Origin of the sequence: Streptomyces sp. Root1304, from assembly GCF_001426405.1 — a bacterium.
Taxonomy (GTDB): Bacteria; Actinomycetota; Actinomycetes; order Streptomycetales; family Streptomycetaceae; genus Streptomyces.
In genome coordinates this window covers 381,307-405,025 of record NZ_LMEP01000002.1, presented here as the reverse complement: position 1 = coordinate 405,025, position 23,719 = coordinate 381,307, and the positions used below count along the sequence as shown (strand labels likewise).

At 71.0% G+C, this 23,719-nt stretch carries 21 protein-coding genes; 10 read left to right on the top strand and 11 right to left on the bottom strand.

The genetic code is table 11. The features are described 5' to 3' along the window. The first annotated feature begins 10 nt into the window (after positions 1-10). Positions 11-1,099 (top strand): lysophospholipid acyltransferase family protein, encoded by a 1,089-nt coding sequence (locus ASD33_RS06770; protein ID WP_056554882.1) that lies wholly within the window; start codon positions 11-13, stop codon positions 1,097-1,099. An 82-nt stretch (positions 1,100-1,181) separates the two neighbouring features. Here the strand turns inward: ASD33_RS06770 and ASD33_RS06765 are convergent, their stop codons facing one another. The 3 genes from ASD33_RS06765 to ASD33_RS06755 form a co-directional block, all read right to left on the bottom strand. Continuing rightward, complete coding sequence (locus ASD33_RS06765; RefSeq protein ID WP_056554879.1) at positions 1,182-2,417, bottom strand: DUF5667 domain-containing protein; 1,236 nt, start codon at positions 2,415-2,417, stop codon at positions 1,182-1,184. Between the two features lie 298 nt (positions 2,418-2,715). Beyond that, positions 2,716-3,507 carry an ECF subfamily RNA polymerase sigma factor, BldN family gene (locus ASD33_RS06760; protein WP_056554876.1) on the bottom strand — a complete coding sequence of 264 codons (792 nt, stop codon included), beginning with the start codon at positions 3,505-3,507 and terminating at the stop codon, positions 2,716-2,718. A gap of 420 nt (positions 3,508-3,927) precedes the next feature. After that, entirely contained in the window at positions 3,928-4,887 is a 960-nt protein-coding gene (locus ASD33_RS06755) for an HAD-IB family hydrolase (protein WP_056554874.1), read from the bottom strand. 92 nt (positions 4,888-4,979) lie between these two features. On the opposite strand from ASD33_RS06755, the gene ASD33_RS06750 reads away from it, so the two are divergent. The 6 genes from ASD33_RS06750 (at position 4,980) to hemB (ending at position 11,644) form a co-directional block, all read left to right on the top strand. Further along, positions 4,980-5,258: a glutaredoxin family protein gene (locus ASD33_RS06750; RefSeq protein ID WP_056554871.1), complete on the top strand. Its 279-nt coding sequence runs from the start codon at positions 4,980-4,982 to the stop codon at positions 5,256-5,258. A 272-nt stretch (positions 5,259-5,530) separates the two neighbouring features. Continuing rightward, the gene (locus ASD33_RS06745; protein WP_056554868.1) at positions 5,531-6,322 is read left to right on the top strand and encodes a redox-sensing transcriptional repressor Rex; all 792 of its coding nucleotides are present in this window, start codon (positions 5,531-5,533) and stop codon (positions 6,320-6,322) included. After that, complete coding sequence (locus ASD33_RS06740) at positions 6,319-7,674, top strand: glutamyl-tRNA reductase (RefSeq protein ID WP_056554863.1); 1,356 nt, start codon at positions 6,319-6,321, stop codon at positions 7,672-7,674. Before ASD33_RS06745 ends, ASD33_RS06740 begins: the two co-directional genes overlap by 4 nt. Further along, positions 7,671-8,657, top strand: a complete 987-nt coding sequence (hemC, locus tag ASD33_RS06735) for a hydroxymethylbilane synthase (protein ID WP_056554860.1) — start codon at positions 7,671-7,673, stop codon at positions 8,655-8,657. The genes ASD33_RS06740 and hemC overlap by 4 nt, the downstream gene beginning before the upstream one ends. Further along, a complete protein-coding gene (locus tag ASD33_RS06730) occupies positions 8,654-10,324 on the top strand; it encodes a uroporphyrinogen-III synthase (RefSeq protein ID WP_056554858.1) in 1,671 nt (556 codons plus the stop codon). The genes hemC and ASD33_RS06730 overlap by 4 nt, the downstream gene beginning before the upstream one ends. 315 nt (positions 10,325-10,639) lie before the next feature. After that, positions 10,640-11,644 (top strand): porphobilinogen synthase, encoded by a 1,005-nt coding sequence (gene hemB / locus ASD33_RS06725; RefSeq protein ID WP_079044609.1) that lies wholly within the window; start codon positions 10,640-10,642, stop codon positions 11,642-11,644. 112 nt (positions 11,645-11,756) lie between these two features. Here hemB and ASD33_RS06720 read toward each other — a convergent pair whose 3' ends face one another. Then, a complete protein-coding gene (locus ASD33_RS06720) occupies positions 11,757-12,533 on the bottom strand; it encodes a DUF4253 domain-containing protein (RefSeq protein ID WP_056554853.1) in 777 nt (258 codons plus the stop codon). A gap of 110 nt (positions 12,534-12,643) precedes the next feature. Between ASD33_RS06720 and ASD33_RS06715 the strand changes: the two genes are divergently transcribed. Beyond that, complete coding sequence (locus tag ASD33_RS06715) at positions 12,644-12,913, top strand: DUF1876 domain-containing protein (protein WP_056555006.1); 270 nt, start codon at positions 12,644-12,646, stop codon at positions 12,911-12,913. A gap of 51 nt (positions 12,914-12,964) precedes the next feature. Here the strand turns inward: ASD33_RS06715 and argS are convergent, their stop codons facing one another. Beyond that, positions 12,965-14,761, bottom strand: coding sequence for an arginine--tRNA ligase (gene argS / locus ASD33_RS06710; protein ID WP_056554850.1), 1,797 nt, complete (start codon positions 14,759-14,761; stop codon positions 12,965-12,967). A gap of 217 nt (positions 14,762-14,978) precedes the next feature. On the opposite strand from argS, the gene lysS reads away from it, so the two are divergent. Then, positions 14,979-16,703: a lysine--tRNA ligase gene (gene lysS, locus ASD33_RS06705; protein ID WP_056554847.1), complete on the top strand. Its 1,725-nt coding sequence runs from the start codon at positions 14,979-14,981 to the stop codon at positions 16,701-16,703. A gap of 99 nt (positions 16,704-16,802) precedes the next feature. Here the strand turns inward: lysS and ASD33_RS06700 are convergent, their stop codons facing one another. The 3 genes from ASD33_RS06700 to ASD33_RS06690 form a co-directional block, all read right to left on the bottom strand. Further along, positions 16,803-18,089 (bottom strand): DUF2637 domain-containing protein, encoded by a 1,287-nt coding sequence (locus ASD33_RS06700; protein WP_056554844.1) that lies wholly within the window; start codon positions 18,087-18,089, stop codon positions 16,803-16,805. Positions 18,090-18,209: 120 nt separating this feature from the next. Continuing rightward, positions 18,210-18,950 (bottom strand): DUF3558 family protein, encoded by a 741-nt coding sequence (locus tag ASD33_RS06695; RefSeq protein WP_056554840.1) that lies wholly within the window; start codon positions 18,948-18,950, stop codon positions 18,210-18,212. A gap of 120 nt (positions 18,951-19,070) precedes the next feature. Further along, positions 19,071-20,033, bottom strand: coding sequence for a hypothetical protein (locus ASD33_RS06690; protein WP_107103669.1), 963 nt, complete (start codon positions 20,031-20,033; stop codon positions 19,071-19,073). 174 nt (positions 20,034-20,207) lie between these two features. Here ASD33_RS06690 and ASD33_RS06685 point away from each other — a divergent pair, with 174 nt between their 5' ends. Beyond that, positions 20,208-21,401: an RtcB family protein gene (locus tag ASD33_RS06685; protein WP_056554838.1), complete on the top strand. Its 1,194-nt coding sequence runs from the start codon at positions 20,208-20,210 to the stop codon at positions 21,399-21,401. 58 nt (positions 21,402-21,459) lie between these two features. Here ASD33_RS06685 and ASD33_RS06680 read toward each other — a convergent pair whose 3' ends face one another. The 3 genes from ASD33_RS06680 to ASD33_RS06670 all read right to left on the bottom strand — a co-directional run bounded on the left by ASD33_RS06680 (position 21,460) and on the right by ASD33_RS06670 (position 23,643). Then, positions 21,460-22,332 carry a hypothetical protein gene (locus ASD33_RS06680; RefSeq protein ID WP_056554834.1) on the bottom strand — a complete coding sequence of 291 codons (873 nt, stop codon included), beginning with the start codon at positions 22,330-22,332 and terminating at the stop codon, positions 21,460-21,462. Positions 22,333-22,474: 142 nt separating this feature from the next. Then, positions 22,475-23,239, bottom strand: a complete 765-nt coding sequence (locus ASD33_RS06675) for an SDR family NAD(P)-dependent oxidoreductase (RefSeq protein ID WP_056554830.1) — start codon at positions 23,237-23,239, stop codon at positions 22,475-22,477. Between the two features lie 68 nt (positions 23,240-23,307). After that, positions 23,308-23,643, bottom strand: coding sequence for a YnfA family protein (locus tag ASD33_RS06670; RefSeq protein WP_056554827.1), 336 nt, complete (start codon positions 23,641-23,643; stop codon positions 23,308-23,310). Between the last annotated feature and the right edge of the window lie 76 nt (positions 23,644-23,719).

Here is a 23,719-nt window from a genome sequence, read left to right as displayed (position 1 = left end):
CCGGACAGCGATGGCGGACGCCAAGGTCATTCCGTTCGACGACGACCGGTCGCGGGCCCGTCGGCGGCCCGCGCGTGCCGACGGCGAGGCGGCGGCCGTACGGGCCCTGCCGGGGCCTCAGGGGCCGCTGGAGCCCGAGGGGGGCCGGGTGGACGTCCGCGCCGCCGAGGGCGCTCCGGAGGCGGGTGAGGAGGGTGTGATGGGCGAGTCGCGCGGGACCGGTGCCGGGAGCGATGCGTCCGGAGGGAGTCGGGGGGCAGGGAGCTGGGAGCGGCGGCTCGCCGGCGGGCTGTCGTTCCTGCGGCGGCGGATCACCGGGGAGTACGAGGTCGACGAGTTCGGCTACGACGAGGAACTCACCGACCAGGTCCTGATGTCGATGCTCCGCCCGCTGTACGAGAAGTACTTCCGGGTCGAGGTGAAGGGCATCGAGAACATCCCCGCCGAGGGCGGGGCGCTGATCGTCGCCAACCACTCGGGGACCCTGCCGCTGGACGGGCTGATGATGCAGGTCGCCGTCCACGACCGGCATCCGGCCGGGCGGCATCTGCGGCTGCTCGCCGCGGACCTGGTCTTCGTGCTGCCGGTCGTCAACGAGCTGGCCCGCAAGGCCGGGCACACGCTGGCCTGCGCGGAGGACGCCGAGCGGCTGCTGCGGGCGGGCGAGATCGTCGGCGTGATGCCGGAGGGCTTCAAGGGGATCGGGAAGCCCTTCGGGGAGCGGTACAAGCTCCAGCGCTTCGGCCGGGGCGGGTTCGTGTCGACGGCGCTGCGGGCCGGGGTGCCGATCGTGCCCTGCTCGATCGTCGGGGCCGAGGAGATCTACCCGATGATCGGGAACGCCAAGACCCTGGCGCGGGTGCTCGGCTTCCCGTACTTCCCGCTGACCCCGACCTTCCCGTGGCTGGGGCCGCTGGGGGCGGTGCCGCTGCCGACGAAGTGGACGATCCAGTTCGGCGAGCCGATCCCGACGGACTCCTACGCGCCGGAGGCGGCGGAGGACCCGATGCTGATGTTCAACCTGACGGATCAGGTGCGGGAGCAGATCCAGCACACGCTCTACAAGCTGCTGGTGCAGCGGCGGTCGGTGTTCTTCTGACGGCTTCCTTCTTCCGGCCTCTTCCATGCCTGGGCACGGAAGAAGGGGCGCCCCCCGTCCGTGGGGGCGCCCCTTCTCCTTGCTAGCGAGCGTCCTCGCTGTCGATGCCGAGGCCCGGTAGCAGGCCCGGCAGGAGTGGCGGAAGGGTCACGTCCGGTACGTCGGGCGTCTGCTCGCCCGAGGGTGCCGTCGGCACGCCGGACGGGGAGGGCTTGAGCAGCCCGCCGGCGCTGCCGCCGAGCAGTCCGTCGTCCTCCGGGGAACCGGTGCCGCTGTCCGTGCTCGGGCTGGTGCCCGTGCTGGGGCCGGACGGGCGGGGCGGTGCGGAGTGGCTGCCTGCCGGAGGGGTCTCCTGGGCGGACGGCGGACGCTGGGTGTCCGTGTCCTGGGGGTCCCTCGGCGTGCTGGTCCCGGCGCCGGGGCTCTCGGAGCCGATAGCGCCCTTCTCGGGGGTGCGGGGGAGGACCGACTGCAGCGGCTCGACCTCTTCGTCTATGGCGTCGAAGACGTTCGTCACCTCGCTGCCGACGTCCGCCAGCTGGACGGGGAGCCGGTCGCGGAGACCGTTCCAGGTGTCCCGGTGGGCCTGCGCGAAGGAGTTGAGCCTGGCCATCGGGCCGATCTCGCCGTCCCGGTCGTACGCCGCGCGAAGCAGGCGGTGGCCTTCGCTGGCGTCGTGCTTCATTCCGCCCAGGACACGTCGGATCTCGGCGAGCGACTCGTGGTCGAGGTCGCCGGAGCGGCCCCGCTCCATGAGCCGACGGGCCTCGCTGAGCCGGGTGGACGCCTGGTCGAGGTAGATGCCGCCGCGGTCCGCGTCGTCGTCCGCCATTCCCAGCTTGATGTCCTCCATGCCTCGCTTGAGCCCGTAGAGCGAGTCACCGGGAAGCGCGTCGGAGCTGGCAGCGGCCACTCCGCCGAAGGCGCCCGCGGCCACACCGACCGTGAGCCCACCGGCGGCGAGGCCCTTGGTCCAGCGGGAGCGGGGGCGCAGTTTCCGCAGCGGGGAGGCCCGGTGGCTTCCCTTGCCGCCCGCGGCCCGCTGTTCCGGCACCGTGGGCCCTGCGGCCGCGCTCCCCTCCATGAGCATCGCTTCCATGGCGGCGACGAGCTGGGCTCGCTGCACCACCTTGACCTCGGGGTCCAGCTGTGGCTTCGGCAGTTCGCCGAGACCGTTCGCCAAGGCCAACAGCCGTCCCTGCTCGGCAGGTTCGGCCGGGGCCTCGGGCTGCTCGGTCGCAGCGCCCTCGGCCTCCCGGTCCTCCAGGGCCTGGGCGAAGGCGTTCGCCCGCCGGTGCGCCGATACGTTCGCGATCACTGGCGGCACCTCCTCTCGTCATGACGGTCGACTCCCCGGGGTGTCCGGAAGGTTGCACACCTTGAGCGCATCCACACGAAAGAGTGAGTGGCCGCGGACATGGCGTGTCCACAGGGAGCCTGCATCCCGCACAACGAGCGGCGCGGCACTTGGGTTACGCGCGAAAGATGATCCGACCAGTGCGTCATCGAGGCGTCACCGACTGTGAGTTGGGCGGGGGTCGTGGGGGCGTGGGGGGAGGGGCGGTGGTGAGGGTGCGGACCGGTGTCCGGCGGCGCGTGTGGGGGGCGCGTACCGGTCAGCGGGCGTCGTCCGGGAGGAGGCGGGCCAGGGTGCGTACGGCCCGGTACTGGAGGGTCTTGATCGCTCCCTCGTTCTTCCCCATGACGCGGGCGGTCTCGGCGACCGAGAGGCCCTGGAGGAAGCGCAGGGTCACGCACTCCTGCTGCTGGGGGTTGAGGCGGCGGACCGCGTCGAGGAGGGCGGCGTTGGAGAGGGACTCCAGGACGGAGTCCTCCGGGCTGCGCTCGACCTCGTTGGCGTCGAGCATCTCGCCGGTGGTGACTTCCAGGCGGAAGCGGCTGGACTTGAAGTGGTCGGCGACCAGGTTCCTGGCGATGGTGACGAGCCAGGCGCCGAAGTCGCGGCCCTGCCAGGTGAAGGTGGAGATCCGGCGCAGGGCGCGCAGGAAGGTCTCGCTGGTGAGGTCCTCCGCCGTCGCCTTCCCGCCGACGCGGTAGTAGATGTAGCGGTAGACCGTGTCGCTGTACTGGTCGTAGAGGCGGCCGAAGGCTTCGGCCTCGCCCGCCTGGGCGCGCTCGACCAGGTCCATCATCCGGGCGCTGTCGCTGTCGGCGGTGGGGCGTCGGGCGGTGGTCGAGGTTCCGGAGCCGGAGCGGGCACCCCGTCTGCCCACGGCGGCCCCGCCGTCGGCCAGGGCATAGCAAGGGCCGGCGGGTGCCGGTGCGGCGAAGGCGAAGGCGGGGACAGGGCCGGCGTACGCGGTGGGGACGAAGCCGCGCAAGTGGTCGAGGACCGTTGCGCGCAGCGTAGCCAGGCCCGAGGTGTCAACCCCGACGTGTGGGTACACGGGACTCCCAGAGGCAGAGCTTCCATCACGTGCAGTGCGGGACCGTTCACTCGTCGTGGCGACGTGAGGGGTCCTTTGTGCGTCTGAGGAGAATAACGCTTCGTACAGGCAGCGCTACACCCAGTTGCTCAAATCACCGGTTACGTCTGTTCCGTTACTGCTTGCAGTCGGATCTGGTCGCAGTTCGTGACCAGATGTTGATCGGTTTGCTTTCGAGTGTGACTGCGCGCGCGATGCGTTGTGCTCAAGTGCGGGGCGGGCGAGTGATCGGGGCCGCTGCGGGGTAAGGAGTCCGGATTGCCTGGAGGTCGACCTGTGCGGTGCTGTTCGACCACGGACGGGTGAGGGCGCCTGGTCCGGGGTTGTCGCAGATGATCGCAGCCGAAACGTATCGGCAGATCGGTGCCGTGCCGGGGAGCGTCAGTGGCGGCGGCGGTGCAGGGCCACCGCGGCGGCCGTGCCGCCCGCGAGGGCGCCGAGACCCGCGGCGGCGGGGATGCCGACCTTCGCGGCCTTGCGGCCGGTCCGGTAGTCGCGCAGCCGCCAGTCCCGGTCCTTCGCGTGCTTGCGCAGCTTGGTGTCCGGGTTGATCGCGTACGGGTGCCCGACGAGCGACAGCATCGGGATGTCGTTGTGCGAGTCGCTGTACGCGGCGCAGCGGCCGAGGTCGAGGCCCTCGGCGGCGGCCAGGGCCCGTACCGCCTCGGCCTTGGCCGGTCCGTGCAGGGGTTCGCCGACCAGCCTGCCCGTATAGACGCCGTCGACCGATTCGGCGACCGTGCCGAGCGCGCCGGTCAGGCCGAGCCGCCGGGCGATGATCGTGGCCGTCTCGACCGGGGCGGCCGTCACCAGCCAGACCTTCTGGCCCGCGTCCAGGTGCGCCTGCGCCAGGCCGCGGGTGCCGGGCCAGATGCGGTCGGCCATGTACTCGTCGTAGATCTCCTCGCCGATCGACATCAGCTCGGAGACGCGGTGGCCCTTCACGATGGACAGCGCGCTGTCGCGGGCGTCCTGCATGTGCTCGGGGTCCTCGACGCCGGCCAGCCGGAACCAGGCCTGCTGCCAGGCGAAGCGGGCGAGTTCACGGCGCTGGAAGAACTTCCGCTTGTACAGGCCGCGGCCGAAGTGGAAGATCGCGGCGCCCTGCATCACGGTGTTGTCGAGATCGAAGAAGGCGGCCGCCCGTACGTCACCGACGACCGGGAACTCGGGCTCCGCGGGCGCCTCGGCCTCGGTGGTCCCGGTGGCCGCGGCCTCCTCCCGCTCGCGTTCCAGCTGGAGCGAGGACTTGCGCGCTGCCTCGGCAGCGGCCTCGCCTGCGAGGACGCTGCGCGCGGTGGCGGAGCGCCTACGGGGGGTGAGCCATCCCAGAGCGGCCATGTCGTGAGCATAGCCAGTCTGTTCGGTACTTCCCGACTTGTGACGATGCCAGGGCGTGAACACTGTGGGGCTCCCCTGTTAATCGGGACAGAATGGGCGTCATGTTCGGACGTACGAAGAAGAAGGACGCCGGGTCGCGGACCGTGACGCTGATCGGCAAGCCGGGATGCCATCTCTGTGACGACGCCCGCGCGGTGGTCGAGGCCGTCTGCGCGGAGACCGGGGCGCGCTGGGAGGAGAGGGACATCACCCAGGACGAGGAGCTCCACCGGGCCTACTGGGAACAGATTCCCGTCGTCCTGGTCGACGGCGAGCAGCACACGTTCTGGCGCGTGGACGCGGGGCGGCTGCGGCGCGAACTGGGTGCGTGACCGAAAGACGGTTACCATCATGGACGTTTTGTTGGGCTTCGGGGGCGGCATCGTGAGGAGAGTGTGCGGTTTTGCCCCCTTCGGGTTCTCAACGCGCTGACGGGCTCCGCGGTTCCACGACGATGCGAACCGGCCGCGTGACCCCGGTCACTTTGGCCGGACAAAACGGACACCATCTTTGTGCACGCGTTCACAAAGACATAGCCTGCATTCGACGGGGCGGTCTTGGGACATACGGCCGCCTGCAGCCCCGCTCATCCCGCAGGAGCACCGTGGCAACTGGCCGAACTCACCGACCGGCGACCCGTAGCCGAGGAATTCCCGAGGCCACCGTCGCCCGGCTTCCGCTGTATCTCCGCGCACTCACCGCGCTCTCGGAACGATCCGTACCCACGGTCTCCTCCGAGGAGCTCGCGGCCGCCGCCGGGGTCAACTCCGCGAAGCTGCGCAAGGACTTCAGCTACCTCGGCTCCTACGGCACCCGCGGGGTCGGCTACGACGTCGAGTACCTCGTCTACCAGATCTCCCGCGAGCTGGGCCTCACCCAGGACTGGCCCGTCGTCATCGTCGGCATCGGCAACCTCGGCGCCGCGCTCGCCGGCTACGGCGGCTTCGCCTCCCGGGGTTTCCGCGTGGCCGCGCTGATCGACGCCGACCCCGCCATGACCGGCAGGCCGGTCGCCGGGATCCCCGTCCAGCACAGCGACGACCTCGAGAAGATCATCGAGGAGGACGGCGTCTCCATCGGCGTCATCGCGACCCCGGCCGGCGTCGCCCAGCAGGTCTGCGACCGGCTCGTGGCCGCCGGAGTCACCTCCATCCTGAACTTCGCCCCGACCGTGCTCTCCGTGCCCGACGGTGTGGACGTCCGCAAGGTCGACCTCTCCATCGAGCTGCAGATCCTCGCCTTCCACGAGCAGCGGAAGGCCGGCGAGGAGTCGAACGCCGAGACCGGCACGGACACCGCCGAGGCGGAGCCCGCCCCGGCCGCCGCGCCGCCGGCCCCCCGCGCCACCACCCGCAAGGGACCCGACGGGGACGTCCCCGCCGTGATGCCGGCATGAGCCTCCTCGTCGTCGGCCTCAGCCACCGCAGCGCCCCCGTCTCCATCCTGGAGCGGGCCGCACTCGCGGCGGACACCCAGGCCAAGCTGCTCCAGGACACCCTCGCCGCCGAACCGGCCGCCGAGGGCACCGTCCTGGCCACCTGCAACCGCATCGAGCTCTACGCCGACGTGGACAAGTTCCACGCCGGCGTCGCCGAGCTGTCCACGCTCCTCGCCCAGCACAGCGGCGTCGGCCTGGACGAGCTCACCCCCTATCTCTACGTGCACTATGAGGACCGGGCCGTCCACCACCTCTTCTCGGTGGCCTGCGGGCTCGACTCCATGGTCGTCGGCGAGGGCCAGATCCTCGGCCAGATCAAGGACGCCCTCGCCCTCGGACAGGACCTGCACACCGCGGGACGCCTCCTCAACGACCTGTTCCAGCAGGCCCTCAGGGTCGGCAAGCGCGCGCACAGCGAGACCGGCATCGACCGCGCCGGGCAGTCGCTCGTCACCTTCGGCCTGGAACAGCTGGCCGACGGCACCGACGTCGACACCTGGGCCAAGGGCAAGAAGGCGCTCGTCATCGGCGCCGGCTCGATGTCCTCGCTCGCCGCCGCGACGCTCGCGCGCTCCGGCGTCTCCGAGATCGTCATCGCCAACCGCACCCTGGCCCGCGCCGAGCGCCTCGCGCAGATCCTGAACGAGCCCGGCGGAACGGGCGTGGCCGCGCACGCGGTCGAGATGGTTGCCGTCGGCGACGAACTGACACGTGCCGACGTCGTCGTCTCCTGCACCGGCGCCACCGGACTCGTCCTCACCGGCGAGGACGTCGAGACCGCCGTACGCGGCCGCCGCACCCCCCTCGCCCTGCTCGACCTCGCCATGCCCCGCGACATCGACGCCGCCGCCCACCGGGTCCCCGGAGTCCGGCTCGTCGACATCGAGTCGCTCGCCGAGGCCTCCGCCGACGCCCCCATGGCCGCCGACGTCGACCAGGTGCGCGGCATCGTCTCCGACGAGGTGGCCGCCTTCGGAGCCGCCCAGCGCGCCGCCCACATCACCCCCACCGTCGTCGCCCTGCGCACCATGGCCGCCGACGTGGTGGCCGTCGAGGTCGCCCGGCTGGAGGGCCGGCTGCCCGACCTCGACGACAAGCAGCGCGCCGAGATCACCCAGACCGTGCGCCGGGTGGTCGACAAGCTCCTGCACGCGCCGACCGTGCGGGTCAAGCAGCTGGCCAGCGAGCCCGGCGGTGCCGGGTACGCGGACGCGCTGCGGACACTCTTCGACCTCGACCCGGAGACGGTGGCTTCTGTCAGCCGGGCCGACCTGAATGACGCCGACGTCAAGAACCGAGGGCGAGTATGACCGAGAGGGCACTGAGGCTCGGGACCAGGCGCAGCAAGCTCGCCATGGCCCAGTCCGGGCACGTGGCCGACGCCGTCCGGCAGCTGACCGGCCGGCCCGTCGAGCTCGTGGAGATCACGACGTACGGGGACACCTCCCGGGAGCACCTCGCGCAGATCGGCGGCACCGGCGTCTTCGTCGCCGCCCTCCGTGACGCGCTGCTCGCCGGCGAGGTGGACTTCGCCGTCCATTCCCTGAAGGACCTGCCGACCGCCCAGCACCCCGACCTGGTGCTGGCCGCGATCCCGCGGCGCGAGGACCCGCGCGACGTACTGATCGCCCGCGACGGACTGACGCTCGACCGGCTGCCCAAGGGCGCCCGGGTCGGCACCGGCTCGCCGCGCCGCATGGCCCAGCTCCACGCGTACGCGCGCAGCCACGGCCTGGAGCTCACCTGCGTCCCGATCCGGGGGAACATCGACACCCGGGTCGGCTACGTGCGCAGCGGTGAGCTGGACGCCGTGGTCCTCGCCGCGGCCGGCCTCAACCGCATCGGCCGTACGGAGGAGCTCACCGGCTCCCTGTCGCTCGACCACCTGTCGGTCGACTCCGTGCTGCCCGCCCCCGGCCAGGGGGCCCTGGCGATCGAGTGCCCGGCGTCCGACGCCGAGCTCGTCGCCACGCTCGCCGCGCTCGACGACCCGCACACGCGGGCCGCCGTGACCGCCGAGCGATCCCTGCTCGCCGCCCTGGAGGCCGGCTGCTCCGCACCTGTGGGTGCGCTGGCCGACCTGCTGGCCGACGACCCCGGTCACGGGCAGGTTGCCACCGAGATGCGCCTGCGCGGCGTCGTCGGCACCACCGACGGCTCGACGCTGGTGCAGCTGTCCACCACCGGACCCGTACCCACCTCGCACGACGAGGCCATGGCGCTCGGACGCGAACTCGCGGACGAGATGCTCGCCAAGGGTGCGGCCGGTCTTATGGGGGAGCGAGCACTTTGAACCCCGCCAGCCCGACCACCAGCCCGCTGTCCCCGGCCTTCGCGGGCCATGGGCACGTCACATTCCTCGGCGCAGGCCCGGGTGACCCCGGACTCCTGACCCTCAGGGCCGTCGAGGCCCTCGCCGGAGCGGATGTCCTGATCGCCGAGCCGGAGGTGCTCGAGGTCGTTCGTGGCCATGCGCGGGTGGGGGTGAGCACGCCTGAGCTGACGGTTGTTGACGAGGCGTCAACAACCGCCGGTGTCCCCGTGTTGAGGGATGCGGCCAATCTTGTCATGGAGGCCGCGAGGGGCGGCAGGCGGGTCGTCCGTGCGGTGACCGGCGACCCCGGCCTCGACGGGAACGCGGGGGCCGAGATGCTCGCCTGCGCCGCCGAGGGCATCCCCTTCGAGGTCGTGCCCGGCGTGGCCACGGCCGTCGGCGTCCCCGCGTACGCCGGTGTCCCGCTGCGCGACGCGCAGGGCACGGACGTGCGCTTCGTCGACGCCCGTACCGCCGACGAACGGTGCTGGACCGAGGTCGGTGCCTCCGACGGCACCGTCGTCGTCTCCACGTCCCTGGACTCGGTCGCCGCGGCGGCCGGTGAGCTGGTGGCGGCAGGCCGTAAGCCGGACACCCCGCTCACGGTCACCATCGCCGGTACGACCACCCGGCAGCGGACCTGGAACGCCACCCTCGGCACCATCGCCCAGGTCTTCAAGCAGGGCAAGATCCTTCCCTCGCCCGAGGGCCACCGCCCGGTCATAGCCGTGGTCGGCGAGCGCAGCGCCCCGGCGCAGCGGGACCAGCTGTCGTGGTTCGAGTCGAAGCCGCTCTTCGGGTGGCGGGTGCTCGTGCCGCGCACCAAGGAGCAGGCCGCGTCGCTCTCCGACCAGCTGCGTTCGTACGGCGCGGTGCCGCACGAGGTGCCGACCATCGCCGTCGAGCCGCCGCGCACCCCGCAGCAGATGGAGCGGGCCGTCAAGGGTCTGGTCACCGGGCGCTACGAGTGGATCGCCTTCACCTCGGTCAACGCGGTCAAGGCGGTGCGGGAGAAGTTCGAGGAGTACGGGCTCGACGCGCGTGCCTTCGCCGGGATCAAGGTCGCGGCGGTGGGCGAGCAGACGGCCGCCGCGCTGGTCGACTTCGGTGTGAAGCCGGACCTGGTGCCCAGCGGTGAGCAGTCGGCCGCCGGTCTCCTGGAGGACTGGCCGCCGTACGACCCGGTCTTCGACCCGATCGACCGCGTCTTCCTGCCGCGGGCCGACATCGCGACCGAGACGCTGGTCGCGGGCCTCATCGAGCTCGGGTGGGAGGTCGACGACGTCACCGCGTACCGCACCGTACGGGCTTCGCCGCCGCCGGCGGACACCCGCGAGGCGATCAAGGGCGGCGGCTTCGACGCCGTGCTCTTCACGTCCTCCTCGACGGTGCGGAACCTGGTGGGCATCGCCGGGAAGCCGCACAACGTGACCGTCATCGCGTGCATCGGTCCCGCCACGGCCAAGACGGCCGAGGAGCACGGGCTGCGGGTGGACGTGCTGTCGCCCGAGCCTTCGGTGCACAAGCTCGCCGAGGCGCTCGCGGACTTCGGGCTGCGGCGCCGTGAGTCGGCCCTCGAGGCGGGCGATCCGGTGACGCGGCCGAGCGAGCGGCGGCCGGGGGCGCGGAGGCGTCGTACGACGTAGCGGCGCGGTGCCGCCGGAGGTGGCGGCGCGTGCGCTGGGAGGGCGGGACCTTTTTCGGGTCCCGCCCTTCTGCGTGTGCGGGGCGGGGTGGGGTGGGGTGGGGTGGCCGGGTGGGAGAGACGGGGCTGGGTGACCGGGTGGGAGTGACCGGGTGGGAGTGACGGGGCGGGAGTGGCCGGGCAGGAGCGGCCGGGCGGGAGAGACCGGGCAGGAGCGGCCGGGCAGGAGCGGCCGGGCAGGAGTGGTCGGGCCGGGTGATGTGGCGGCAACACTCTGTCGGTAAAACCACTGTTTGTTCGGGCGTAGCCTCGGGCTATGAACTCGTACGGATCCTTTCCCGGGGCGCGGCCGAGGCGGCTGCGGACGACGCCCGCCATGCGCCGGATGGTGGCCGAGACGCGGCTGCATCCCGCCGATCTGATCCTCCCCGCGTTCGTGCGCGAGGGGATCACCGAGCCCGTGCCGATCCAGGCCATGCCCGGAGTCGTCCAGCACAGCCGCGACACCCTGCGGAAGGCCGCGGTCGAGGCGCTGGAGGCCGGGGTCTCCGGGATCATGCTCTTCGGCGTGCCCGAGGACGCCAAGAAGGACGCCGCCGGCAGCGCGGGCACGGACCCCGAGGGGATCCTCCAGGTCGCGATCCGCGACGTGCGGGCCGAGGTCGGCGACGAGCTGGTCATCATGTCGGACCTGTGCCTCGACGAGTACACCGACCACGGGCACTGCGGCGTCCTGGACGCCGACGGCCGCGTCGACAACGACGCCACGCTGGAACGTTACGCCGAGATGGCCCAGGTCCAGGCGGACGCCGGCGTCCACGTCGTCGGCCCCTCCGGGATGATGGACGGCCAGGTCGGCGTGATCCGTGACGCCCTGGACACCATCGACAAGGAGGACGTGTCGATCCTCGCGTACACCGCGAAGTACTCCTCCGCCTTCTACGGCCCCTTCCGCGAGGCCGTCGGCTCCTCCCTCCAGGGCGACCGCAAGACCTACCAGCAGGACCCCGCGAACCTCCGCGAGTCGATGCGCGAGCTCGCGCTCGACCTGGAGGAGGGCGCCGACATGGTCATGGTGAAGCCCGCCGGGCCGTACCTGGACGTGCTCGCGAAGGTCGCCGAGACCGTGGACGTGCCGGTCGCCGCTTACCAGATCAGCGGTGAGTACGCGATGGTCGAGGCCGCCGCCGAGAAGGGCTGGATCGACCGCGACCGGGCGATCTTCGAGACCCTGACCGGCATCCGGCGGGCCGGGGCGCAGATGATCCTGACCTACTGGGCCACCGAGGTCGCGCAGAAGCTGGCCGCCGGGCGGGGGTAGACGGGGAGCCGGGGGCCGGGTCCGGCCGACCCGGTCACCGGGTGAGGTCCCGGGCCGGGTCCGCCCGCTCCGGCCGCCGGGCACGGCCGCGTGAGGCCCCCGGCCGCCGCGGCTAGTCCCACCAGAAGGTCCAGACGGGGGTGTCCACCAGGCCCTTGCGGGCGTAGTCCCGCAGGGTGTCGTGGTGGCCCTGCGTGATGCTGTCCGGGCAGAACGCGAAGTGCTCCCTCGCCACCGCCTCGGCCTCCTCGGCCGTGCGCGGCGGCGCCGCCACCGACACCACCAGCTGGTCGAAGGTGAGCGCCACGACCCGGGCGCCGAAACGGTCCTCCCAGGAGCGCAGCACCGCGCACAGCCGGGCCACGTCGTTCTCGTGGTTCAGGGGCCCGCCCCAGCCGATGACCGCCGGTATGTCCGCGCTGCGCCGCGCCGGAACCAGCGCCGGGCGCGCGTCCTCCAGCCAGAACCCCGGCTCCGTCAGCATCTCGGCGACCGCGGCCGCCGCCCCGTCGGGATCCGTGTCGCAGGGCAGCGCCGGAGCCAACCCCGGCCAGTCGCCCGCCCCGGGCAGCTCATCGGAGGCGTTCGCCTCCCAGAACTCGGCGAGGACCTCCTCGGCATCGTGGTCCGCCGGGTCGCTCATCCGCCCCGGCTCCAGCTCCCACCTGTCCAGGTCCCACTTGCCGCCCAGCAGGACCGGCAGCAGCCCCGCCGTACGCGCCGCCGGACGCAGCGCCCGCCAGGCCTTTGGCCCCGCCGCCTCGCGCCCCGACCAGAGATACGGGTCGTCCACCGGGCCCGCGAGCGCGCCGGGCGGCAGGTCGAGGCCGAGGGAACGGCCGGTCGGATCGGACACGAGCCGGGGAAGCTGGTTCGGGATCATCGCCATGCCGCGAACGTACGGGGTGCCACTGACAACCGGGCGAGTGGTGGGGCGGCACCGGGCGGCGCACCCTGGAGAGGTAGCCGACAGGTACCTCGCTGGAGGTGGTCCTCATGATGCACACGCTTGTCGGATGGCACGTGGAGATGGAGTTCCAGGAGGAAGGCGACCGGACGAGGGCCGCTGCCATGGTCCGGCTCACCGACGGCACCGAGTTCCGGGCCCACGGCACCGCGAACCGGCACCCCTCCGACCCGGACCAGCTACGGGTCGGCGAGGAGATCGCCGGCGCGCGGGCCCTGATGGACCTGGCCTCCCAGCTGCTCCAGAAGGCCCACACGGAGATCGACGAGGTCTCGGGCAGGACCTCGCACAGCCTCCGCTGACGACGGAGCCCCCGGGCGGTGAACCGCGCCGGGGGCTCCGCCTCCGAGGCCTCAGAGGCGCTCGGGCGTCCTGATGCCGAGCAGCGCCATGCCCTGGTGGAGCGTGCGCGCGGTCAGCTCGCAGAGGAAGAGCCGGTTCTCCGCGACGTCCTGCGCCGGCGCGGGCTTGATGACCGGGCACTCCGAGTAGAACGTCGTGTACAGCGACGCCAGCTGGTACAGGTACGCGGCCAGCTTGTGCGGGGCGTACTCCGTGGCCGCCTCCGAGATCACCTCGCCGAACTGGTCCAGGTGCAGACCGAGCGCACGCTCGGCCGGCGCCAGCTCCAGCTCCGGGTGGGCGAGCGGCTTGCGGTCGCCGGCCTTCCCGAAGATCGAGTTGATCCGCGCGTACGCGTACTGCAGGTACACCGAGGTGTCGCCGTTCAGCGAGACCATCTGGTCCAGGTCGAACTTGTAGTCACGCGCCGCCGACGTCGACAGGTCGGCGTACTTCACCGCGCCGATGCCCACGTACTGGCCGTTCTCGACGATCTCCGACTCGGTCAGGAGCGTCTCCCCGGTCTTCGCGCGGAAGTCCTCCTCCTTCTCGCGCACGACCGACGTGGCCCGCTCCACGGCCTCGTCCAGCAGGTCCACCAGCCGCACCGTCTCGCCCTCACGGGTCTTGAACGGCTTGCCGTCCTTGCCCAGGACCGTGCCGAAGGCCAGCTGGACGGCCTTCACGTCCTCGTTCAGCCAGCCGGCCCGGCGGGCCGTCTCGAAGACCATCTTGAAGTGCAGCGACTGGCGGGCGTCGACCACGTACAGCAGGGTCGTCGCCTTCAGGCTCTGCACCCGGTCCCGGATCGCCGACAGGTCCGTCGCCGCGTACCCGAAGCCACCGTCGGACTTCTGGACGATCAGCGGGGTCGGATTGCCGTCCGGGCCCTTCACGTCGTCGAAGAAGACACAGAGCGCGCCCTCGGAGCGGACGGCGACGCCCGACTCCTCCAGGATGCGGCAGGTCTCCGTCAGCATCTCGTTGTAGCCGGACTCGCCCACGACGTCGGCGTCCCGGATGTCCATGTCGAGCTTGTCGAAGACCGAGTAGAAGTAGATCTTCGACTCGTCCACGAACCGCTGCCACAGCGCGAGGGTCTCCTCGTCACCGGCCTGCAGGTCGACGACGCGCGCCCGGGCCCGCGTCTTGAACTCCTCGTCGGAGTCGAAGAGGGCACGCGAGGCCTTGTACAGCCGGTTCAGGTTCGACATGGCCTCCTCACCGGAGACCTCGGCGCCGTCCTCGGCCTGGTGGTCCAGCTCGTGCGGGTGCTCGATCAGGAACTGGATGAGCATGCCGAACTGGGTGCCCCAGTCGCCGATGTGGTGGCGCCGGACCACGCTCTCGCCGGTGAACTCCAGGATCTCCACCATCGCGGCGCCGATCACGGCGGAGCGCAGGTGACCGACGTGCATCTCCTTCGCCACGTTCGGCTGGGCGTAGTCGATGACCGTCGTGCCGGCCGACTCGTTGAACGGCACGCCGAGCCGGGCGTCGGCGGCGCGGGCCGCGAGCGTCCGCACGATCGCCGCGTCGGTGACCGTGATGTTCAGGAAGCCGGGACCCGAGACCTCGATCTCCGCCAGCACGTCGTTCTCCGGGATCGCGGCGACGACCCGGGTCGCCAGCTCACGCGGGTTGCCCTTGAGCTGCTTGGCCAGCGCCAGGATGCCGTTGGCCTGGAAGTCGGCCCGGTCGCTTCGTCGGAGCAGCGGGTCGGCGGACGCGGCGTCCGGCAGAGCTGCCGAGAGGCCGTCCGCGAGGCGCTGCTGCACGGTCGAAGCGAGGGAAGGGACCGAGGCCATGAGCTTCCGTTCCTGTTGAGTTCGGTGAGTTCGGTACGTCTGAATCGCCTGTCAAGTGTCCCATGGGAGCGCAACGAGGTTTCCCCGCCTGTGGACAACGGCGGGCCGCACGCGATCTCCGGCTGTGGACAACCTCGGAGTGCGCTCTTCCGTCTGGGAGAATGGCTCACGTAGGGCCGTCAGGCAGCACCCCCTCAGGAAGAAGGACGTACCGACCGTGGCTCAGAGCAGCACCGAGACCGACTGGGTCTCCCGTTTCGCGGACGAGGTCATCGCCGAGTCGGAGCGACGTGCGCCTGGCAAACCGGTCGTCGTCGCCTCCGGACTCTCCCCGTCGGGCCCGATCCACCTGGGCAACCTCCGCGAGGTCATGACCCCGCACCTGGTCGCCGACGAGATCCGCCGCCGCGGACACGAGGTCAGGCACCTCATCTCCTGGGACGACTACGACCGCTACCGCAAGGTGCCCAACGGCATCGAGGGCATCGACGCGTCCTGGGCCGAGCACATCGGCAAGCCGCTGACCTCCGTCCCGGCCCCCGCCGGCTCCCCCCACCCCAACTGGGCCGAGCACTTCAAGGCCGCCATGGTCGAGTCGCTGGCCGAGCTGGGCGTCGAGTACGACCCCATCAGCCAGACCGAGCAGTACACCGCCGGCACCTACCGCGAGCAGATCCTGCACGCCATGAAGCACCGCGGTGACATCGACGCCATCCTCGACCAGTACCGGACGAAGAAGGCGCCGAAGAAGCAGTCGCAGAAGCCGGTCGACGAGGCCGAGCTGGAGGCCGAGGAAGGCTCCGGCGCGGCCGGCGAGGACGACGGCTCCGGCGGTGCCTCGGGCTACTTCCCGTACAAGCCGTACTGCGGCCGGTGCGAGAAGGACCTGACGACCGTCACCGCGTACGACGACGAGACCACCGAGCTGGCCTACACCTGCACGAACTGCGGCTTCGCCGAGACCGTGAAGCTCAGCGAGTTCAACCGCGGCAAGCTGGTCTGGAAGGTCGACTGGCCCATGCGCTGGGCCTACGAGGGCGTCATCTTCGAGCCCTCCGGCGTCGACCACTCCTCGCCCGGCTCGTCCTTCGTCGTCGGCGGCCAGATCGTCCGCGAGATCTTCGACGGCGTCCAGCCGATCGGCCCGATGTACGCCTTCGTCGGCATCAGCGGCATGGCCAAGATGTCCTCCTCACGTGGTGGCGTCCCCACCGCCGCCGACGCGCTGAAGATCATGGAAGCGCCGCTGCTGCGCTGGCTCTACGCCCGCCGCCGCCCCAACCAGTCGTTCAAGATCGCCTTCGACCAGGAGATCCAGCGGCTCTACGACGAGTGGGACAAGCTGGAGGCCAAGGTCGCCGACGGCACCGTGCTGCCCGCCGACGCCGCCGCGTACACCCGCGCCGCCCGCACCGCCGCCGGCGAGCTGCCGCGCACCCCGCGCCCGCTCCCGTACCGCACGCTCGCCTCCGTCATGGACATCACCGCCGGCCACGACGAGCAGACCCTGCGGATCCTCACCGAGCTCGACCCGGAGAACCCGGTCACCTCCCTCGACGAGGTCCGCCCGCGCCTGGACCGCGCCGAGAACTGGATCACCAACCAGGTCCCGGCCGACCAGCGCACCATCGTCCGCGAGGAGCCCGACACCGAGCTGCTCGGCTCCCTCGACGACGAGGGCCGCGAGTCGCTCCGCCTCCTCCTGGCGGGCCTCGACACCCACTGGTCGCTCGACGGGCTCACCACCCTCGTCTACGGCGTCCCGAAGGTCCTGGCCGGCCTCGACCCGGAAGCCAAGCCGACCCCCGAGCTGAAGCTCGCACAGCGCGCCTTCTTCGCCCTGCTGTACAAGCTCCTGGTCAGCCGCGAGACCGGACCGCGACTGCCCACCCTGCTGCTCGCGGTGGGCGCGGACCGCGTCAGGAAGCTGCTCGGCGCCTGAGCGTGCGCCTGTGACGTGAGCATGTGAAAGGGCCGCCACCCGGATCCGGGTGGCGGCCCTTTCACATGTCGCGTGCGGCGCCCTGCGTCGTCGGGACGGTCAGGCGGGGTCGTGCTCGGCCATCTCCTGCATCTCCTGCTGGACACGGTCCTGGATCTCCGGGACCAGCTGGTTCAGCAGATCGACGTGCGTGTCAGGGAACTCGGCCAGGCCGTAGTGCTCGGCGAGCCGCTGCTGAAGCTCCGCGTTCTCGATGAACTGCCGGTTCTCCTCCGCGTACGACCGCGTGATCTTGTAAGCGGCCTCCCTGAAGTCGTCCACCGGGGGCTCCTCGGACGGGAGCTCCTCGACGTACTCCGGGTACGGCTGGAACGCCTCGGCGCCCTGCTCCTGGCGCGGGTCCGGGACCGGCAGGTCGTCCGGGCCGAGCGGAACGGCCACCGGAGTGGGCTCCAGGCCCTCGACGAACTGAGGGGCGTACGCCGTCTCATGCGCCTCCGACGGCAGCTGCGGGGCCTGGAACCACGGGCTCTCGTGGTTCACGGGTCCGACCGGCGCCTCCCCCTGCGCAAGACCCGGGTGCGGCAGCTGCTGCTGCGGCACCTGCCCCGCAGCCTGCAACTGGGGCTGCAGATGAGACTGCGCCTGCTGGGGCAGCTGCTGCGCCGGTGCCTGCGGCTGCGGCGGCAACAGGGCCGGCTCGATGCCCGCCGCCGCCAGACCCGCCGCGGCTGTCTCCGCCAGCGGCACCCCGTACCGCGCGAGCCGCAGCGGCATCAGAGCCTCCACCGGCGCCTTCCGGCGCCAGCTACGGCCGTACCGCGCCTGGAGCCGCGCCTGGTAGATCAGCCGCTCCTGCTCCAGCTTGATGACCTGCTCGTACGACCGCAGCTCCCACAGCTTCATCCGGCGCCACAGCCGGAACGTCGGCACCGGGGAGAGCAGCCAACGCGTCAGCCGCACACCCTCCATGTGCTTGTCCGCCGTGATGTCCGCGATCCGGCCCACGGCGTGCCGCGCCGCCTCGACGGCCACCACGAACAGCACCGGGATCACCGCGTGCATCCCGACACCCAGCGGGTCCGGCCACGCGGCCGCACCGTTGAAGGCGATCGTCGCCGCCGTCAGCACCCACGCCGTCTGACGGAGCAGCGGGAACGGGATGCGGAGCCAGGTCAGGAGCAGATCGAGGGCGAGCAGCACACAGATACCCGCGTCGATGCCGATCGGGAAGAAGTACGAGAAGGTGCCGAAGCCCTTCTGCAGCGCGAGCTCCCGCACGGCGGCGTACGAACCCGCGAAACCGATCCCCGCGATGATCAGCGCACCGGCGATGACGAGGCCGATGAGTATTCGGTGTGTGCGTGTCAGCTGCATCGCGGCCACCCGCGATCCCCTCCCGTCAAACGACATCCCGCGCGCACAGAGTGGCACATGGGCGCGGAGCCCGGCCCTCGGGGGAGGGACGGGCTCCGCGCCGACGGGCCTGTCTGCGCTGTTTTGTGACTACTTGTTGGCAGCCGCGACCGCCGCCACGGCCTCCTTGGCCGCCGTCGCCGCGCCGTTGATGATCGACGTCTCGCTCGGGGCGGCGGCACCCGCGTAACCGGCGCCGTTGTAGGAGAGCAGCACCAGCACGTTGCCCGTGCGCGCCACCACGGAGGTGTAGACGAAGTCCTCGTTCGTCTTCCGCAGCTGGTACGTGACGGCCTTCGACTCCTCGCCGATGCCCGGGGCGGAGAGGGTGCGGAGCTTCTTGGCGCCCTCGGTCTGCTGGACCTTGCCGAGCTCCTTGGCGAAGTTCTCCTGGGCGCGCTCCTGGCCGCTGCCGAGGGAGAGGTCCGACTCGTACCGGTAGAAGGACACGTCGAGCCAGCGGTACTGCGAGCCCTTCACGCCCTTGTCCTCCAGACCGTTCCACGAGCAGCCGCTGCGGCTGGTGAGGTCGCTGGAAGGGGCGGGGGTGCCGCCCTTCGTCTTCGCCTTGGGAACCAGGGCGGCGACGGTCTTGGCGGTGATCGCCTTGCAGGCCTGGGGCAGCTCCGCGAACTTCGCCGGCTCGACCGTCTTCGTCGTCTGCGAGGGCGTCGGGGTCACGGTGGCCGACGCGGAGGACTTGTCCTTCGCCCCCGTCGAACCGGCACCGCCGGAGTCGCCGGAGTCCGAGGAGCAGCCGGCGACGACGAGCATCACCGGGACGGCGGCGCAGGCGAGTATGCGGGTGAGTCGCGGGGCGGTTCGCTGCATGGTTCCTTCAGTCGCTTGTCGTACTGGTCCGGCGTGGGTCGGGTACGGCCACGGCGTGGGGCCACGGGTACGCCGACACGTTACGTGGTCGTCGTCCGCTCACGGATCGGAGGCGAACGGCTACTCCTCCAGCCTTTCGGCGAGCAGCCGGGCCAGGTTCCGGGCCTTTTCCTGCAGTTCCCTGCTGTCCGGGGCCTCCGCGGAACCGTTGGTCTGCTCCCGGTAGGAGACGGTCACGATGACGTTGGATGTGCGGAACACCACGCTGATGGCACGCTGATGGCCGTTCGTGCCGACCGCGCTGAGGACGTCGTCGAGGTACGCGATGTCACCGAGGCCTTCGAGGACGCGGGGTTCGAGGCCGGTGGGGTCGACGGTGGGGGTGGGGGTGCCGGGGGAGGTGTCGGCGGGGGCGCTCGGAGCGCCCGAGGCGCCCGGGCTGGCCTTGGCGGCGTTCGCCGTGACGTTCGCCGTCCCGGCGTCGGCGGGGGCCTTGCCCGAGGGGGTGCTGCCGGGGGAGGTCTGGCCGGGCCCGCCCGTACCCGTCCCCGCGTCCCCGCCCGTGCCCGGTGACGCCGGGGGCGTGGTGGGCGGCGGTGTCACGGGCAGGGCGATGCCCGCCGCGAGCTGCTTGCGGACGTACACCTCCTGCGCCCGGTCGTCGTCGCTGACGGCGGTGTCGTACGAGACGACCCGCTCGACGTCGAGGACGAGGCGGTGCGAGGTGTCGGGGGTGTCGGCCTTCCACGTGCAGCCGACGCGCCGGTCGGTGTCGTACGTGACGGCGGCGGCGCCGCGGTAGGCCTTGCCCCGCTCGGGGTCGGGCAGCGCGGCGGCGCCCGGGAGCATGTCCTTGAGTGCGGCCTGCGGGACGGAGCCGCAGGGCTCGAAGAGGGTGCGGTAGCGGCCCGGGGGTGCGACGGGCGCGGCGGGGCCCGCCTTGGCGTCGACGGCGATGTCGTCGGCCGGGGTCCCGCCGGAACAACCGGTGAGGCCGATGCCCAGGCCGAGGCCCAGGGTGAGGGCGACGGCGGTGCGAGCCGCGGACCCGGTGCGGCCGGGGGCGTACCTCTTTCGCTGCACGGTCCCAGGCTCCCTTCTCCCGAAGACTTTCCCGAAAACTGTTTGCCGCGCGAACCCGGCCGATGGACACAATGTCTATCGCACACGCAGCTGTTGATGCCGGTCCGCTGTCACCTGTACGGGCTTTGGCTCCAGTTTTTGCGTTATCAGACTTTTCGGGGGAATCGAGGGAGTATGTCGTACGTCGAGGTGCCGGGAGCGAAGGTACCGATCCGGATGTGGGCCGACCCCGCCACGGTCGAGGGCGGCGCGATGCAGCAGCTGCAGAACGTGGCGACGCTGCCGTGGATCAAGGGCCTGGCCGTGATGCCGGACGTGCACTACGGCAAGGGGGCGACCGTCGGTTCGGTGATCGCGATGCAGGGCGCGGTCTGTCCGGCGGCGGTCGGTGTGGACATCGGCTGTGGGATGTCGGCGGTCAAGACCTCCCTGACGGCGAACGACCTGCCGGGCGACCTGTCCCGCCTCCGCTCGAAGATCGAGCAGGCGATCCCGGTGGGCCGGGGCCTGCACCGCACGGAGGTGGACCCGAAGAGGCTGTACCAGTTCCCGACGGCGGGGTGGGGGGAGTTCTGGTCGCGGTTCGATACGGTCGCAGACCCGGTGAAGTTCCGTCGTGAACGGGCGGCACAACAGATGGGCACACTCGGCGGGGGGAATCACTATGCGGAAGTCTGCATAAGCATGCAGGGTGAAGTGTGGCTTGTCCTTCACTCCGGATCGCGAAACATCGGTAAGGAACTTGCCGAGTACCACATCGGTGAGGCGCAGAAACTGCCGCACAACCAGGGCTTGGTGGACAGGGACCTCGCGGTGTTCGTCGCCGACACCCCGCAGATGGCGGCCTATCGGAACGACCTCCACTGGGCTCAGGAGTATGCCAAGTACAACCGCGCCGTCATGATGGCGCTCTTCCAGGAGGTCCTTCGTCGGGAGTTCCGCAAGGCGAAGGTGACCTTCGAATCGGTGATCTCCTGCCATCACAACTACGTGGCGGAGGAGCGGTACGAAGGAATGGACCTGCTGGTCACGCGGAAGGGCGCGATCCGGGCCGGATCAGGGGAGCTCGGAATCATCCCGGGCTCCATGGGCACCAGCTCGTTCATCGTGAAGGGCCTCGGCAACGAGAAGGCCTTCAACTCCGCGTCGCACGGTGCGGGGCGGCGGATGAGCCGGAGCGAGGCGAAGCGCCGCTTCACGGTGCGGGACCTGGAGGAGCAGACGCGAGGCGTGGAGTGCCGCAAGGACTCCGGTGTCGTGGATGAGATCCCCGGCGCTTACAAACCGATCGAGCGGGTGATGGAACAGCAGCGGGACCTGGTCGAGGTGGTCGCGCAGCTGAAGCAGGTCGTCTGTGTGAAGGGCTGACGCCCGTGAGCGCCGTACGGCCCCCGGCACGTCGTGCCGGGGGCCGTACGGCTGTGCCCTAGTAGCCGCGCGGATTCGGCTTGATGCCGTTGACCAGGCGCCACCGTCGCACCTGGCAGCTGCTCTGGGACCGGCTCAGTTCTGCGGCGGCGTGAGCCAGAGTCGGCGCGGCGAGCAGGATGCGGTCTTCTTCGGCGGTCCAAGGCTTCCGCGGAGGCCGAACCTTCATCCCGGCAGGGCGCACCCACTCGGTGAGGGATGCGGTGGCGCTCTTCTTGCGCTCCAGGGCGAGGCATCCGGGGTAGTAGAGGTGCGCGGCCAGTTGGACGGCCGCCTCATTCGTGTACAGGACGTTGTGGATCCCGTCACGTGTGTTCCGCTTGATCCGGCGTTCGGCGCCGGTGACCTTCTTCGCGTAGTGGCACAGGTACGCGCCGATAGCAGTGCTTGCTGTGGTGAGGGAGACGAACGGGAGGCCCTGACCGGTGAAGCCGACCGAGCCGTCCGCGTCGATCACGCCACGGAGGTAGTCACGGCGGGAGAAGGGCACGCGAGGTGGCGTGATCTTCTTTGACTTCTTGCCGTACGGGAGGCCGAGCCGGTTCAGGACGGTGCGTGCCTCCAGCGCGGACAGGGCCCAGATGGCCGAGTGGTGGCTCATCGTGATGTTCGTGGACCGGGTGCGTTCCTTGATGCTGCTGTTGTAGGGGGTCAAGCGCTGGAACTCGTCGAGGATGTGGATGTCGCGCACGTTGAGCTCGACGGTCAGTCGCCCCCGGTTGCGTGTCTGTTCGCTGAGGTGGCCGTCAGCTTGCAGAAAGCCGAACATGTAGGCGTACTCGGAGTTCTCGAGGTCCATGAAGGACGGCGCGGTGGGTGTGAGGGCGCTGATGTCGAACAGTGCGGGCGCGCTAGGGTCTTGTTCAGCCATGGGAAGTGTTGCCTTCCTGCTGGTGAGGCCCTCGGTCGGGACTGCAATCCCTGCCGAGGGCCGTTCTTTATGGAGTTGTTTCCGACGTTAGAGCGTCTCTTCGGTCGGCGTGTGGGTGGGCGAGGGGGTTCACCCGGACGTGTCAGAGTTCGCGGTGGACCTTGGTGTTGGAGGCCTGGGCTCGGGGGCGGACCACCAGGAGGTCGATGTTGACGTGCGGGGGGCGGGTGCAGGCCCAGGTGATGGTGTCGGCCACGTCGTCCGCCGTGAGGGGTTCGGCCACGCCCGCGTAGACCTTCGCGGCCTTGTCGGTGTCGCCGCGGAAGCGGGTGGTGGCGAACTCGTCCGTCTTGACCATGCCGGGGGCGATCTCGATGACGCGGACCGGGGTGCCGACGATCTCCAGGCGGAGGGTCTCCGCGAGGACGCGGGCGCCGTTCTTGGCGGCGACGTAGCCGGCGCCGCCCTCGTAGGTGGAGTGGCCGGCGGTGGAGGAGAGGACGACGACCGTGCCGTCGCCGCTCGCGGTGAGGGCCGGGAGGAGGGCCTGCGTCACGTTGAGCGTGCCGATGACGTTGACCTCGTACATCTGGCGCCAGTCGGCCGGGTCGCCGGTGGCGACGGTGTCGGCGCCGAGGGCGCCGCCCGCGTTGTTGACGAGGACGGCGAGGTTGTTGAAGGCGGTGGCGAACTCGTCGACGGCGGTGCGGTCGGTGACGTCCAGGGCGTAGGCGGTGGCCTGGTGGCCGGCCTCGTTGATCTCGGCGGCCAGGGCCTCGATGCGGTCCTTGCGCCGGGCGGTGAGCACCACGCGGTAGCCGGCGGCGGCCAGCTGCCTGGCCGTGGCGGCGCCGATTCCGCTGCTCGCTCCGGTGACGACGGCGATGGGGGTACCGGGGGCAGTCATGACGTGGTGCTCCTCGCGCAGGTGGTCGATTACGTCGATCGCCCGGTCAGGATAGGGCGGGAGGCCGGTCAGCGGCCTCGCGGGGCGTACATGATCAGGGCCATCCCGGCGAGGCAGACGAGTGCGCCGATGACGTCCCAGCGGTCGGGGCGGTAGCCGTCGGCGACCATGCCCCAGGCGAGGGATCCGGCGACGAACACTCCTCCGTAGGCCGCGAGGACGCGGCCGAACTCGGCGTCGGGCTGGAGAGTGGCGACGAGGCCGTAGACGCCGAGGGCGAGGACTCCGCCGCCGATCCAGATCCAGCCCCGGTGCTCGCGGACGCCCTGCCAGACGAGCCAGGCGCCGCCGATCTCGAAGAGTGCGGCGAGGACGAAGAGGGTGAGGGATCGGGCGGTGACCATGAGGGCAGCGTCCCATGAGACACGCTGGCTGACCGATTGTCAGAAGATGGGATGATCTGTGGGTATTTTGGGCCTA

Bases quoted from the DNA above. Each gene is read 5' to 3' on its own strand.
- ASD33_RS06770 (WP_056554882.1), top strand. From the start codon at position 11: ATGGCGGACGCCAAGGTCATTCCGTTCGACGACGACCGGTCGCGGGCC.
- ASD33_RS06755 (WP_056554874.1), bottom strand. From the start codon at position 4,887: ATGGCCGCTCTGGGATGGCTCACCCCCCGTAGGCGCTCCGCCACCGCG.
- ASD33_RS06750 (WP_056554871.1), top strand. From the start codon at position 4,980: ATGGGCGTCATGTTCGGACGTACGAAGAAGAAGGACGCCGGGTCGCGG.
- ASD33_RS06740 (WP_056554863.1), top strand. From the start codon at position 6,319: ATGAGCCTCCTCGTCGTCGGCCTCAGCCACCGCAGCGCCCCCGTCTCC.
- hemC (WP_056554860.1), top strand. From the start codon at position 7,671: ATGACCGAGAGGGCACTGAGGCTCGGGACCAGGCGCAGCAAGCTCGCC.
- hemB (WP_079044609.1), top strand. From the start codon at position 10,640: ATGAACTCGTACGGATCCTTTCCCGGGGCGCGGCCGAGGCGGCTGCGG.
- ASD33_RS06720 (WP_056554853.1), bottom strand. From the start codon at position 12,533: ATGGCGATGATCCCGAACCAGCTTCCCCGGCTCGTGTCCGATCCGACC.
- ASD33_RS06715 (WP_056555006.1), top strand. From the start codon at position 12,644: ATGCACACGCTTGTCGGATGGCACGTGGAGATGGAGTTCCAGGAGGAA.
- argS (WP_056554850.1), bottom strand. From the start codon at position 14,761: ATGGCCTCGGTCCCTTCCCTCGCTTCGACCGTGCAGCAGCGCCTCGCG.
- ASD33_RS06695 (WP_056554840.1), bottom strand. From the start codon at position 18,950: ATGCAGCGAACCGCCCCGCGACTCACCCGCATACTCGCCTGCGCCGCC.
- ASD33_RS06685 (WP_056554838.1), top strand. From the start codon at position 20,208: ATGTCGTACGTCGAGGTGCCGGGAGCGAAGGTACCGATCCGGATGTGG.
- ASD33_RS06680 (WP_056554834.1), bottom strand. From the start codon at position 22,332: ATGGCTGAACAAGACCCTAGCGCGCCCGCACTGTTCGACATCAGCGCC.
- ASD33_RS06675 (WP_056554830.1), bottom strand. From the start codon at position 23,239: ATGACTGCCCCCGGTACCCCCATCGCCGTCGTCACCGGAGCGAGCAGC.
- ASD33_RS06670 (WP_056554827.1), bottom strand. From the start codon at position 23,643: ATGGTCACCGCCCGATCCCTCACCCTCTTCGTCCTCGCCGCACTCTTC.